Annotated in this window: 13 protein-coding genes; 8 read left to right on the forward strand and 5 right to left on the reverse strand. The window is 65.2% G+C overall.

From position 1 onward, the window contains the following. Positions 1 to 57 precede the first annotated feature (57 nt). From rpoH to AC07VL_RS17720, 5 genes are all read right to left on the reverse strand, one after another. The gene (gene rpoH, locus AC07VL_RS17700) at positions 58 to 951 is read right to left on the reverse strand and encodes an RNA polymerase sigma factor RpoH (RefSeq protein WP_070222520.1); all 894 of its coding nucleotides are present in this window, start codon (positions 949 to 951) and stop codon (positions 58 to 60) included. Between the two features lie 415 nt (positions 952 to 1366). Further along, entirely contained in the window at positions 1367 to 2287 is a 921-nt protein-coding gene (gene ftsX, locus AC07VL_RS17705; protein ID WP_290601183.1) for a permease-like cell division protein FtsX, read from the reverse strand. Continuing rightward, positions 2284 to 3021 (reverse strand): cell division ATP-binding protein FtsE, encoded by a 738-nt coding sequence (locus tag AC07VL_RS17710; protein WP_494806990.1) that lies wholly within the window; start codon positions 3019 to 3021, stop codon positions 2284 to 2286. The genes ftsX and AC07VL_RS17710 overlap by 4 nt, the downstream gene beginning before the upstream one ends. 8 nt (positions 3022 to 3029) lie before the next feature. Continuing rightward, entirely contained in the window at positions 3030 to 4097 is a 1068-nt protein-coding gene (gene ftsY, locus AC07VL_RS17715; protein ID WP_494806991.1) for a signal recognition particle-docking protein FtsY, read from the reverse strand. Positions 4098 to 4251: 154 nt separating this feature from the next. Further along, positions 4252 to 5232 (reverse strand): MerR family transcriptional regulator, encoded by a 981-nt coding sequence (locus AC07VL_RS17720; protein ID WP_494806992.1) that lies wholly within the window; start codon positions 5230 to 5232, stop codon positions 4252 to 4254. 167 nt (positions 5233 to 5399) lie between these two features. On the opposite strand from AC07VL_RS17720, the gene AC07VL_RS17725 reads away from it, so the two are divergent. Genes AC07VL_RS17725 through AC07VL_RS17760 form a run of 8 tightly spaced genes read left to right on the forward strand, consistent with a single transcriptional unit; the run spans position 5400 to position 12324 of the window. After that, the gene (locus AC07VL_RS17725; protein ID WP_494806993.1) at positions 5400 to 6710 is read left to right on the forward strand and encodes an NAD(P)/FAD-dependent oxidoreductase; all 1311 of its coding nucleotides are present in this window, start codon (positions 5400 to 5402) and stop codon (positions 6708 to 6710) included. Further along, positions 6700 to 7497, forward strand: a complete 798-nt coding sequence (locus AC07VL_RS17730) for a DUF1365 domain-containing protein (RefSeq protein WP_494806994.1) — start codon at positions 6700 to 6702, stop codon at positions 7495 to 7497. Before AC07VL_RS17725 ends, AC07VL_RS17730 begins: the two co-directional genes overlap by 11 nt. Next, on the forward strand, positions 7494 to 8726 hold the full coding sequence (locus tag AC07VL_RS17735) for a class I SAM-dependent methyltransferase (protein ID WP_494806995.1): 1233 nt from the start codon (positions 7494 to 7496) through the stop codon (positions 8724 to 8726). The genes AC07VL_RS17730 and AC07VL_RS17735 overlap by 4 nt, the downstream gene beginning before the upstream one ends. Before the next feature lie 2 nt (positions 8727 to 8728). Further along, positions 8729 to 9277 carry a chalcone isomerase family protein gene (locus AC07VL_RS17740; protein ID WP_494806996.1) on the forward strand — a complete coding sequence of 183 codons (549 nt, stop codon included), beginning with the start codon at positions 8729 to 8731 and terminating at the stop codon, positions 9275 to 9277. Then, positions 9274 to 10554: an MFS transporter gene (locus tag AC07VL_RS17745; RefSeq protein WP_494806997.1), complete on the forward strand. Its 1281-nt coding sequence runs from the start codon at positions 9274 to 9276 to the stop codon at positions 10552 to 10554. Before AC07VL_RS17740 ends, AC07VL_RS17745 begins: the two co-directional genes overlap by 4 nt. Continuing rightward, on the forward strand, positions 10542 to 11102 hold the full coding sequence (locus AC07VL_RS17750; RefSeq protein ID WP_494806998.1) for a DUF3833 domain-containing protein: 561 nt from the start codon (positions 10542 to 10544) through the stop codon (positions 11100 to 11102). The genes AC07VL_RS17745 and AC07VL_RS17750 overlap by 13 nt, the downstream gene beginning before the upstream one ends. Continuing rightward, positions 11099 to 11866, forward strand: coding sequence for an SDR family NAD(P)-dependent oxidoreductase (locus AC07VL_RS17755; protein ID WP_494806999.1), 768 nt, complete (start codon positions 11099 to 11101; stop codon positions 11864 to 11866). The genes AC07VL_RS17750 and AC07VL_RS17755 overlap by 4 nt, the downstream gene beginning before the upstream one ends. After that, entirely contained in the window at positions 11863 to 12324 is a 462-nt protein-coding gene (locus AC07VL_RS17760; protein WP_494807000.1) for a nuclear transport factor 2 family protein, read from the forward strand. Before AC07VL_RS17755 ends, AC07VL_RS17760 begins: the two co-directional genes overlap by 4 nt. The last annotated feature ends 173 nt before the right edge of the window (positions 12325 to 12497 follow it).

Consider the following 12497-nt stretch of genomic DNA (forward strand, 5'->3'; position numbering starts at 1 on the left):
AGATTCAAAACTAAAAGGCGCCTTGCGGCGCCTTTTGCATTGCGGCATGGCTTGCGATTACACGTAGGCCGCCAGGGCGCCCTTCATTTTCTTCAGCGCCGCCACTTCGATCTGGCGAATGCGTTCGGCCGATACGCCGAACTCTTCTGCCAGCGCGTGCAGGGTGGCGCCGGAACCGTCGTCGTTGGCCAGCCAGCGCGCTTCGATGATGCGGCGCGAACGGGCGTCCAGCTTGGACAGTGCCGTTTCCAGGCCTTCCGATTGCAAGCGCGTCACTTGTTCCGCTTCCAGCACCTTGGTCGGCTCGCTCTGCTCCGACGACAGGTAGGCGATCGGCGAAAACTTGTCGTCTTCATCGTCGGTCGGCGATTCCAGCGCGATGTCGCGGCCGCTCAAGCGCGTTTCCATCTCGATCACTTCTTCGCGCTTCACGTCGAGCAGCTTGGCCAGCGCATCGATCTGCTTCGGCGTCATCGCGTCCAGGCCCGTCTTGTGGCTGCGCAGATTGAAGAACAGCTTGCGCTGCGCCTTCGTCGTCGCGACCTTGACCAGGCGCCAGTTTTTCAGGATGTACTCATGCATCTCGGCTTTCACCCAGTGCATGGCGTACGACACCAGGCGCACGCCCTGGTCCGGATCGAAGCGTTTCACGGCTTTCATCAAGCCGATATTGCCTTCCTGAATCAGGTCGGCGTGCGGCAAGCCATAGCCCAGATAGCCGCGGGCAATCGAGACCACCAGGCGCAGGTGCGACAGCACCAGCTCTTGCGCGGCGGCCAGGTCATTTTTTTCACGCAGGCGTTTCGCCAGCGAAATTTCTTCGTCGTGGGTCAACATGGGCAGACGATTCACGGCCGAAATATAGGCGTCGATATTGCCCAGATTGCCAGTGAACCCGAGGCCCAGCGCATTACTTTTGGTCGGAACCAATGCGGATGTTGCGGACATCATAGTCATGTTTTCTCCCTCGTAGTCTTGCTGTGTTCCAGTTGGCCACATCACCCGACGTGGCCCGATTGTCTGTTCTGTTTTGCGTATTCGGTCTTGCACTTTGCAGATCGCGGCACCATCTTCATCTGGCGTCCATGGCGGTTCTGCCTTGGTATGTCCCTATATTAGCACTCTCTGCTTGAGAGTGCCAATCGGCACATTTAATCGTCTTGATAGCCTAAATACTATGGCGAATGAATGCTTGATAAATATGTCTGAACAGCGATCTGAACAGCACTGCAGGCCGCTTCACGACAACATGGCCAGTCTACGGCCTCTGGCTGAAGCGAGCCTTAAGAATACTTGCTAAATATCAAGATAACAGCAGATGGGGGGGCGCATGGCGGCACCGCAGGCGCCGCCATGGGAGGGAAGGTCAGTTCAGGCGCGCCAGGTGGCGCTGCACGCAGAGGAAGGCGCCGATCAGGCCCAGGCCGGCGCTCAGGGCCAGCAAGCCAGCCATCGGCAGGGGCGCCAGCGGCACCAGCTGGAATTCAGATGCATACAGGCGGGCAAACTCGGCGATCGCGGTATTGAGCGGCTGCAAGGCCAGCGCCACGGCACCGAGGGCCAGCGCGCCCGCGCACAGGCCCAGCAGGGCGCCCGTGTAATAGAAGGGGCGGTGGATGAAAGTGTCGGTGGCGCCGATCAGTTTCGAGATGCTGATTTCATCGCGCTGCTGCATCACCTGCAGGCGGATGGTATTGAAGACCACGGCGATGACGGCCACGCCCAGGGTAATGGCCAGCAATAGCAGCACCAGGCGCAGCACGCCCAGCAGGGCCGCCAGGCGCTTGACCCAGGCCGAATCGACTTGCGCCGATTCCACGCCGGGCAGGTGGCGCAGCTGTTCCGCCACCGCATCGACGTCCTGCGCTTCGCTGGCGCTGTTGAAGGCATCGAGTTTCAGCACATAGCTGTCGGGCAGGGGATTGTCGCCCAGGGTGCTGAGCACGTCGGCCAGGCCGTTCTTGTTCTTCAGGGTGTCGAGCGCCTGTTCGCGCGGGATGAAGACGATCTTCGCCTTCTGGTCGTGCACGATCTTGCGCATCTCGCCAGCCAGCGCCACGGCCTGCTCGCGCGGCGTGTCGATCTTCAGGAAGACGCTGATTTCCGGGTCGACCGACATCTGTTCCGACATGGGGCGCACATTGTCGAGCATGGTCAAGCCGGCGAACGGCAGCGACAGGGCGATGGCGACGACGACGACGTTCAATAAAAAGCCGCCCGGCGACTTGCGCAGGTGGATCAGCGCCGAACCGAGCGCGAAGCGGTGTTGACGGAACCAGCCCCTCATGCGCGTTCTCCTTCGCCATCATCCACGCCGGGCGCGAAATCGGGGTCGGGCGGGGCGAACACGGGCGCCTGCGTGGCCTTGTCGATGGCGACCAGCTGGCCGTTCTTCAGGTGGATCACGCGGGCGGCGGCGTCGAGCATCTGTTCGTCATGGCTGGAAATAAGGCAGGTCACGCCCACGGAATGGAAGGCCTTCAGGGCATCGAGCACCTTGTCGGCGCTGGCGCGGTCCAGATTGGCCGTCGGTTCGTCGGCCAGGATGATCTGCGGCCGGTTGACGATGGCGCGCGCGATCGACACGCGCTGCTGCTCGCCGCCCGACAGCGACAGCGGGCGCGCGAGGGCGCGGTCGAGCAGGCCCACCTTGTCCAGCGCGGCGCGCGCGCGCTGCTCGGCGGCCACTTTATGCGCGCCGACCACCAGCAGCGGCAGCATGACGTTGGCCAGGATGGAGCGGTCGTTGAGCAGTTTCTGCTGCTGGAAGATCAGGCCCATGTTGCGGCGCAGGAAGGGCACGCCGGCCGGCTTGAGCTTGGCCATGTCCTGCCCATTGACGATCAGCTTGCCCGACGTGGGGCGTTCCATGGCGGCGATCATTTTCAGCAAGGTGGATTTGCCGGCGCCGGACGGGCCGGCCAGGAAGACCAGCTCGCCCTTGGCAATATTCAGCGAAATGTCGCTGAGCGCCACTGCGTCGGAGGTGTATTGCTTGGAGACGTGCTGAAATTCAATCATGTAGGGGCTTATCCGAGCAGCGCTTCGACAAATTCGGCAGCCACGAAGGGCTGCAAGTCTTCAATTTTCTCACCGATGCCGATGAAATACACGGGCACGGGGCGCACGCGGGCAATCGCCGCCAGCACGCCGCCCTTGGCGGTGCCGTCCAGCTTGGTGATCACCAGGCCGCTCAGCTGCAGGGCATCGTCGAAGGCCTTGACCTGGGTCAAGGCGTTCTGGCCCGTGTTGCCGTCGATGACGAGCAGGGTTTCATGCGGCGCGCCATCCATGCCCTTGCCGATCACGCGCTTGATTTTCTTCAATTCTTCCATCAGGTGCAACTGCGTCGGCAGGCGGCCCGCCGTGTCGACCATGACCACGTCGATGCCGCGCGCCTTGGCCGACTGCACCGAGTCGTAGGCCACGGCGGCCGGGTCGCCCGATTCCTGGGAAATCACGGTGACGTTGTTGCGCTCGCCCCACACCATCAGCTGCTCGCGCGCGGCGGCGCGGAAGGTGTCGCCGGCGGCCAGCAGCACGGACTGCTTGTTCGACTGCATGTGCTTGGCCAGCTTGCCGATGGTGGTGGTCTTGCCGGCGCCATTCACGCCGGAAATCATCATCACCAGCGGCTTGTGGCGGCCCAGCTCGAAGCGCTTTTCCAGCGGTAGCAAGAGGTCGATGAGCAGCACTTTCAGGGCGGCCTTGACGGCGGCGGCGTCGAGCAACTTGTCTTCCTTGACCTTTTTCTTCAGTTCCGTGAGCAGGAACTCGGTGGCGTCGATGCCCGCGTCGGACATCAGCAGCGCCGCTTCCAGCTCCTCGTACAGGGCCTCGTCGATCTTCGCGCCGACGAACAGCACGGACAGGGTGTTCGAGGTTTTGGAGAGGCCCGCCTTCAGGCGCGTCATCCACGATCTTTTCTCGGGTTCGGCGGCCACGATCACGGGCACGACTTCGGCCGGCGCGCCAGTCAATGGCGCGGCCGGTGCAGCGGATGCTGGCGCGGCAGGCGGCGTGGCGGCGGGAGGGACGAGGGGCTCGGCTGGCGCGGCCTCGGGGGCGACGGGTTTTTTCTTGAAGAAACTAAACATGGATGTGTGGTGGCGGGTGCTGACCTTAGGCCCGGCGGCGCCGGACACTGTTGATCCGGCTATTCTACCAGAGCGCGCCCGGCGCTTCATGCTTTACTGTTCGATTGGCAACATTGCGCGGGTATCCACGGAGATCGCCGCAGTTCCCTCGCGTTTAATGGGTTTGCAGGGCATCCATCTGATGGCGGCGGCGCCAGTCGGCGATGCTTTCCTCGACTTGCCGCAAGTCCAGCACGTGCAGGAAGGGTGGCGGGCGGCGCGACAGGGCGGGGCTGCGTCCGCCGGCCCACAATTCCATGCTTGGAGGCAAGCTTGCATGCAGCTGCTGCAGGCTGTCGCGCGTCTGCCTTTGCTTGCTGGCGCTGGAAAACGACAGCGCCACGATATCGGCCCGCTGCGCGCGCGCGGCCGCGACGATGTCCGTCAGCGGGGTTTCCACGCCCAGCGACATGCAGTGCGCGCCGGCCGCTGCGCACAGCGCCTCGGCCATCAGCAGGCCCAGGCCATGGCGTTCCTGCGGCAGGGTGCTGAGGACGATGCGCGGCGTACGCGTGCTGGGGCTGCTTTGCTGCGGCAATGAAAAAATCGCGTGGCGCATCACCGTCTGCAGGGTTTCGCTATACAGGTGTTCCTCGTACACGGCCAGCTCGCCGCAGGCCCACGCCTCGCCCACCATGCCGGTGAGGGGGGCGATGACGTCGATGGTGAACGATTTCAGACCCAGCACGGCCAGCGCCTGGCGCAGGGCGTCGCCCAATTCCGCCATCTGGTGGCCGCGGCACAGGGCCAGGTAGTGCGCCAGTTGCGGTTGTGGCGAGGACGGCGCCGCGCTGCCCGCACTGGCCAGCTGCTGCAGCTGGAGGGTGCTGTGCTGCATGATTTTACCCGGGCGAAAGCCCAGGTCCAGCAGGTGCTTGACCATGCGCAGTTTTTGCACCTGCTCGGCTGGATAGCAGCGTTCGCCAAAGGCGTCGCGCTGCGGCTGGGGAAAGGCGTAGCGCCGTTCCCAGACACGCAAGGTTTCCTTGGCCAGCCCGGTGTCGCGTTCGACATCGCTGATGCTGAAGGCGGAAGTAGGTTGCAGGTCAGTATCCATACCAGGGTGGCTTTGCTCGCTTGCGGAAGAACGTGGCATGCATTTTACGCCTTCCGTCGCCCCGGACCAAATAGCTGAATCCGATTGGAAATGGCCGGCGTATAAGTTTGTGAACGGCAAGGGAGCAATCATTGACATGAATCAGTATTTCATCGATTATCCGTGATGCTCGTTTTGTCCAGGACAAACTCAATACAGGTGTACTCATGAAAATTGCGGTCGTCGGTGCGGGAATTGCAGGATTGTCGTGTGCGTATCGCCTGGCGCAGGCGGGCCAGGATGTCACCCTGTATGAGGCGGGCGATTATTTCGGCGGCCACAGCCACACGGTGGATGTCACGCTCGATGGCGTCACGCATGGCGTCGACACGGGTTTTCTCGTGTTTAACCACGCCACCTATCCGAATCTGGTGCAGCTGTTCGATGAACTCGGTGTCGAAGCGGCCGACAGCGACATGTCGTTTTCCGTGAAGATGCCCATGGGAACGTCGCCCGATGCCCGCGTGCTGGAATGGGCGGGCGCCAATTTCGATACCGTGTTTACCCAGCGCAGCAACCTGCTGCGCCCCGCCTTCTTGCGCATGCTGCGCGACATCCTGCGCTTCAACCGCCAGGCCAGCGCCCTGGCCATGGCCGCCGTGCCGGCGCCGGCCCAGTCGCTGGGCGAGTTTCTCGACCTGCACGGCTATGGCGAGGAATTTCGCCACTGGTATCTGTTGCCGATGGCTGCCTGCATCTGGTCGTGCCCGGCGCGCCAGATGCTGGCCTTTCCTCTCGCCACCTTCATCCGCTTCTGCCACAACCACGGTTTGCTGCAGGTCAATGACCGGCCACAGTGGCGCACGGTGCGGGGCGGCTCGCGTGTGTACGTGGAGAAATTGCTGGCAGGTATCCCGCAGCAGCGCCTGGCCTGTCCCGTGCTGGCCGTGCGGCGCCAGCCGCAGGGCGGAGCGCGCATGGTCGAGCTGCACACGGCGGCCGGCGTCGAGCATGCCGACCATGTCGTGCTGGCCTGCCACAGCGACCAGTCGCTGGCCCTGCTGGCCGATTTGCGCGACGAGGAGCGGCAAGTGCTCGAAGCCGTGCGCTACCAGCCCAACCGGGCCGTGCTGCACACGGACGCTGCCTGCCTGCCGCAGCGCCGCAAGGCCTGGTCGGCCTGGAATTACCAGGGCCGCGCGGCGCAGGACGGCGAGGCGCCGCAAGTGTGCGTGCATTATTTGCTGAACCAGTTGCAACCCTTGCCGTTCAGCACCCCCGTCCTCGTGTCGCTCAATCCCCTCGACGAACCGGACCCGGCGACCATCCTCGACGAGTTTTCCTATGCCCACCCCGTGTTCGACGGGGCCGCCATCGCCGCCCAGGCGCGCCTGGCCGGCTTCCAGGGCACGCAGCACACGTGGTTCGCCGGCGCCTGGACTGGCTACGGCTTCCATGAAGACGGCTTGAAGTCGGGCCTGGCCGTGGCCGCGGTCTTGAACGGCATGGCGGCGGCGGAGCGCTATCATGCCGCGTGATGCCGGCCCGCCCACGGCGCCGCAGCCGCAGCTGTGCCTGGGGCTGGTGCGCCATGCGCGCCTGCGGCCCCGCCCGCACGCCTTCAGCTATGGCATGTTTTACCTGCGCCTGCCCCTGCGCAGCATGGGGCTGCAGGATTTCCCTGCCCGTTTGATCTCGCGCAACGGCGTCAACGTGCTGTCTTTCCGCGACAGCGACCATGGCGACGGCACGACGCCGCTGCTGGCGTGGATCGATGGCTTGCTGCGCCAGCATGGCGTGGACGATGCGGCAGGGGAAATCTGGCTGCAGACCATGCCGCGCATGTTCGGCTATGTCTTCAATCCCGTCAGTTTCTGGTTTTGCCACCGTGCCGACGGGGCGCTGCGCGCCGTGCTGTGTGATGTGCGCAATACCTTTGGCGAGCGCCACCTGTACCTGCTCGACCAGGGCGGCCCCATCGCGTATGGCAGTGAATTGCGCGCCAGCAAGATTTTCCACGTCTCGCCATTTTGCAAGGTGGAAGGGCAGTACCGCTTCCGCTTCCTGCGCAACAGCGAACAGGGCGGTGAGCGCCACCTGGCGCGGGTCGATTACGACGACCTGGACGGTCCGCTGCTACGCACGAGCCTGTCCGGCACGGCGCGGCCCCTGCGCGACGCCGCCATCGCGCACGCCCTGCTGCGCTATCCCCTGATGACCCTGGGCGTGATGGCCCGCATCCATTGGCAAGCCTTGCGCCTGTGGCTGCGCCGCGTGCCGTTTTTCAGCAAACCCCTTCCCCCACAAGAAAAGGTGTCCCGATGAGCTCCGATTCCCTGCCGACCGGCCTGCATGCACGCAGCGCGTGCCATGACCACGCGCACCTGGACGCGCCCGCGTCCGCGCGCGTGATCCTGCGCCTGCTCGACAAGCTGCAATGGGGTGCCCTGCGCCTGCGCACGCCCGATGGCAGCGTCCTGCTGTATGGCGATGGCGGCCATCCCGTCACCCTGGACTTGCACAACTGGCGCCTGTGCCCGGCCGTGCTGCGCTCGGGCGACATCGGTTTTGCGGAGACCTTCATCGCGGGCGACTGGCGCACGGACAATTTGCCGGGCCTGATCGAGTTGATGATACGCAACCGCGCCCAGGTCGAATCCTTGATCTACGGCAACTGGTGGGGCAATCTCGTCTACAAGGTCCGGCATTTGCTCAATCGCAATTCGCGCGCCGGCAGCCGGAAGAATATCCACGCCCATTACGACATCGGCAACGCCTTCTATCAGCTGTGGCTGGACCCGTCGATGACGTATTCCAGCGCCCTGTTTTCCGAAGGCGCCAGCCTGGAGGCGGCGCAGGAGGCGAAATACCGCCGCATCGCGGACCAGCTGCGGCTGCCGCCGGGCGCCCGCGTGCTGGAAATCGGCTGCGGCTGGGGCGGCTTTGCAGAAACGGCGGCGCGCAGCTACGGCGCCCACGTGACGGGCCTGACCCTGTCCACCGAGCAGCTGGCGTATGCGCGCCAGCGCCTGCAGGCGGCGGGGCTGGCGGCGCAGGCCGACTTGCAGCTGTGCGATTACCGCGACAGCACCGGCCAGTATGATGCCATCGCCTCGATCGAGATGTTCGAGGCCGTGGGCCAAAGCTACTGGCCCGGCTATTTCGACTGCGTGGCGCGCAACCTGAAGCAGGGCGGGCGCGCCTGCATCCAGACCATCGTCATCGCCGACGAGCTGTTCGAGCGCTACAGCAAGAGCACGGATTTTATTCAACAGTACATCTTCCCGGGCGGCATGCTGCCATCGCCGGCCGAATTTCGCCGCGCCGCCGAAGCCCAGGGCCTGCGCGTGGAAGACGCCTTCAGCTTCGGCCTCGATTACGCGGAAACCCTGCGCCAGTGGCGCGCCAGTTTCCTGGCCCAGCGCGTGGCGCTGGAAAAGCAGGGCTTCGACGGGCGTTTCCTGCTGACCTGGGAGTTTTACCTGGCGTACTGCGAGGCCGCCTTCCAGGCGCACAACACGGATGTGATGCAATTTACGCTGATCAAGGAGTGACCATGCGCCAGCTGCTAGCCGCCGCGGTGCTGTCGTTGACCACGCTCGCCGCCCTGGCCGCCCCGCCGGCCTTTGTCGCGGCGGACGTGCCCGAAGCCCGCCTGGCGGGCGAAGGCGAGTACACCTGGTTCGGCATGCGTATTTATCAGGCGCAATTGTGGGTGGGGCCGCAAGGCTACCAGGGCGCGGCGTCCGCCACGGCGCCGTTCGTGCTGGAATTGCGCTATGCGCGCGCGCTCGACGGCAGGAAGATCGCTGAAGCAAGCTATGAGCAGATGCAAAAGCTGGGCGTGGGCACGCCGCCGCAGCGCCTGGCCTGGCGCGATACCATGCAGCGCATCTTTCCCGACGTCCGGCAAGGGCAGCGCATCGCGGGCGCCTACCGGGCCGGCATCGCGCCCGGCGTGCGTTTTTATCTCGATGGCAACGTCCTGGCCGACGTGCCCGATGGCGAGTTCGCGCGCGCCTTCTTCGCCATCTGGCTATCGCCCGAGTCGACGGCACCGAAGCTGCGCACGGCGCTGCTGCAGGGCGCGGCGCCGCTGCCATGACGCCGCCGGCCAGCGCGCTGGGCTTGCCAGCCCTGTTCAACTACGGCCTGTTCGGCCTGCCGCTGGCCATGCTGGCGCTGCCCATCTATATATATGTGGCGCCATTCTATGCGCAGCGCAGCAGCCTGGGCCTGGCGCAGATCGGCGCCGTGCTGCTGGCGGCCCGCATCGCCGCCGCCTTCATCGATCCGGCCATCGGCGCGTGGATGGCGCGCGGCACTGGCGCCTATGCCGCCTGCATCGGCGCAGCGCTGCCCTTGCTGCTGCTGGGCTTTGGCGCCCTGTTTCATCCGCCCGTCCTGTCCGAGGCCGCCACCCTGGCGTGGTTCCTGGCCTCCTTGCTGCTCGTCTACACCGCCTACGGCCTGGCCAGCATCGCCCATCAGAGCTGGGGCGCCGCGCTCACCCAGGCGCGGGGGCTGCGCGCCCGCGTGACGGCCGTGCGCGAGGCGTGCGGCCTGGCGGGCGTGATCCTGGCGGCGGGCCTGACATCGCTGCTGGGCTATGAAGGCTTGTCGCTGGCCTTTGCCGTCTGCCTGCTGGCAGCGGGCGCCCTGCTGCTGGCGCGCGCCCCGCGCCCGGCCGCGCATGGCGCCGCCCAGGCCCATGCCCCTGGCGGCTGGCGCGCGCCGTTTCGCCAGCGCCCGTTCCGCTGGCTGTTTGCCGTGCTGCTCGTCAACGGCGTGGCGGCCGCCATACCGGCCACCCTGTTCCTGTTCTTTGCCACGGATTACTTGCAATTGGGACACTATGCGGGGCCGTTCCTGATCCTGTATTTTTGCGCGGCGGCCGCTTCCATGCCCGCCTGGGTGGCCCTGGCGCGCCGCTTTGGCGAGGCGCGCGCCTGGGGTGGCGCCATGCTGTTGGCCGCCTGCGTGTTCGTCTGGGCGTATGGCCTTGGCGCAGGGGCCGCCGGCGGGTTTGCGGCCATCTGCCTGCTGTCGGGCCTGGCGCTGGGCGCCGACCTGGCCTTGCCGCCCGCGCTGCTGGCGGGCCTGATCGGCGCGGCCGGCCATGCGGGCCGCCACGAGGCGGCGTATTTCGGCTGGTGGAACTGGGGCGTGCAGATGAGCCTGGCATTCGCGGCCGGCCTCGCCTTGCCTTGGCTGGCCTGGCTCGGCTATGTGCCGGGGAGCAGCCAGGGCTTGCCGGCCCTGTCCGCCGCCTATGCCTTGCTGCCGTGCGCCCTGAAACTGCTGGCGGCCCTGCTGCTGTGGCGCGCCCCCCTGCAACATATATATAGCGCTCACCGGGAGAAGCACGCATGCGCCTCATGACTTTTTATCCACGCCGCATGGGTGCGGCGCTCCTGCTGCTGGCGCTGGGTGCCTGCGCCACGCCGCCCACGCCGGCCACCTACGCGCAGGAAACACCGACACTCGACTTGCAGCAGTACTTCAATGGCACGCTGGACGCGCACGGCATCTTCCAGGACCGCGCCGGCAAGGTCGTGCGGCGTTTCACGGTGCTGATGCGGGCCAGCTGGCAGGGCGATACGGGCACTCTGGACGAGGACTTCACCTATGCCGACGGCAGCCGCCAGCGCCGCGTGTGGACCTTGCGCAAGACGGCGCCTGGGCGCTTCATCGGCACGGCGCCCGACGTGATCGGGGAAGCCGTCGGCGAGGTGGCGGGCAATGCCTTGCGCTGGCAGTATGTGCTGGCGCTGCCCGTCGATGGCACGGTCTACCACGTCGATTTCGAGGACTGGATGTTCCTGATGGATGACAAGGTCATGCTCAACCGCGCCGCCATGAGCAAGTTCGGCGTCAGCCTGGGCGCCGTGACCCTGTCGTTCAGCAAGCGCGCGCAGGTGGCGCCATGAACCGCAAGATCGGCAGCTGGGCCGGCAGGCGCGTGTGGATCATCGGCGCGTCCAGCGGCATCGGCGCCGCCTGCGCCACCTTGCTGCTGCAGCAGGGCGCCAGCGTGGCCCTGTCGGCCCGCCACCGCGCCAGCCTGGAGCGGCTGTGCGAGGGGCAGCCGCTGGCGCTGGCCTTGCCGCTCGACATCACCCAGCATGCGCAGGTGCGGGCCGCGTGCGGGGAACTGGCGCGGCAGTGGCCGCATATCGACCTGATCCTCGTGGTGGCCGGCGGCTACCAGGCCATGCGCGCCGACGCTTTCGACCTGGAAGGGGCGCAGGGCTTGCTGGCCCTGAACGTGGGCGGCGTCTTCAACTGCCTGGAGCAGGCCCTGCCATGGCTGCTGCGCCAGGGCAGCGGCGGCATCGGCATCGTCGCCTCGGTGGCCGGCTACGGCGGCTTGCCGAAGGCGCTCGCGTATGGCGCCAGCAAGGCGGCGCTGATCAACCTGACGGAGTCGCTGTACCTGGACCTGCATCCACGCGGGATTGATGTGTATCAAATCAACCCGGGATTTGTCGACACGCCGCTCACGGCCGGCAACGATTTCACCATGCCGGCCCTGATGACGGCGCAGGACGCGGCTGCGGCCATGCTCGACGGCATCGAGCGGGGACAGTTTCACATCCACTTTCCCAGGCGCTTTACGAATTTCCTGCGGCTGGCGCGGCTCTTGCCGTACCGCGCCTATTTCTGGCTGATCCGCAAGGTGACGGGACTATGAAGGGAGCAAGCGGCATGCCGCCGATGACGGACGTGGAGGGCGCGCTGGCGCGCCTGGTGGCATTCTATGAGCACATGAGCCTGGAAAGCCTGGCCCAACTGGGGGCCGTATACGCGCCGGATGCCCGCTTCAAGGACCCGTTCAACGAGGTGCAGGGCCATGCCGCCATCCTGGCCATCTTCGAGCACATGTTCGTGCAAGTCGATGCGCCCCGTTTCATCGTGCTCGACAGCATGGCGCAGGGCGGGCAAGCCTTCCTGACGTGGGAGTTTCGTTTCCGCATGAAGCGGCGGGTGGCTGGCGAACAATGCATCCGTGGCGCCACGCACGTGCGCTTCGATGCGCAGGGAAGGGTGGCCGAGCACCGCGATTACTGGGATGTGGCCGAGGAATTGTATGAAAAGCTGCCGCTGCTGGGCGGTTTCATGCGCCTGCTCAAGCGCGCAGGGCGCCGCTAGTGGCCGTATTACATGCTTTTAAGCAAAAAATGAGCAAAAGAAAAAGAAAAGATTGAGAAATTGACCAAGGATAAACTTGATTTTGATCAATATGTCGTTTTTTTGACACAGATATATCCACATATTGAGAAAACAACATTGTAAGAAATTGTTTCAATTGATGCGGAATTTGC

This window comes from Janthinobacterium sp. GW821-FHT03C08 (assembly GCF_059420905.1).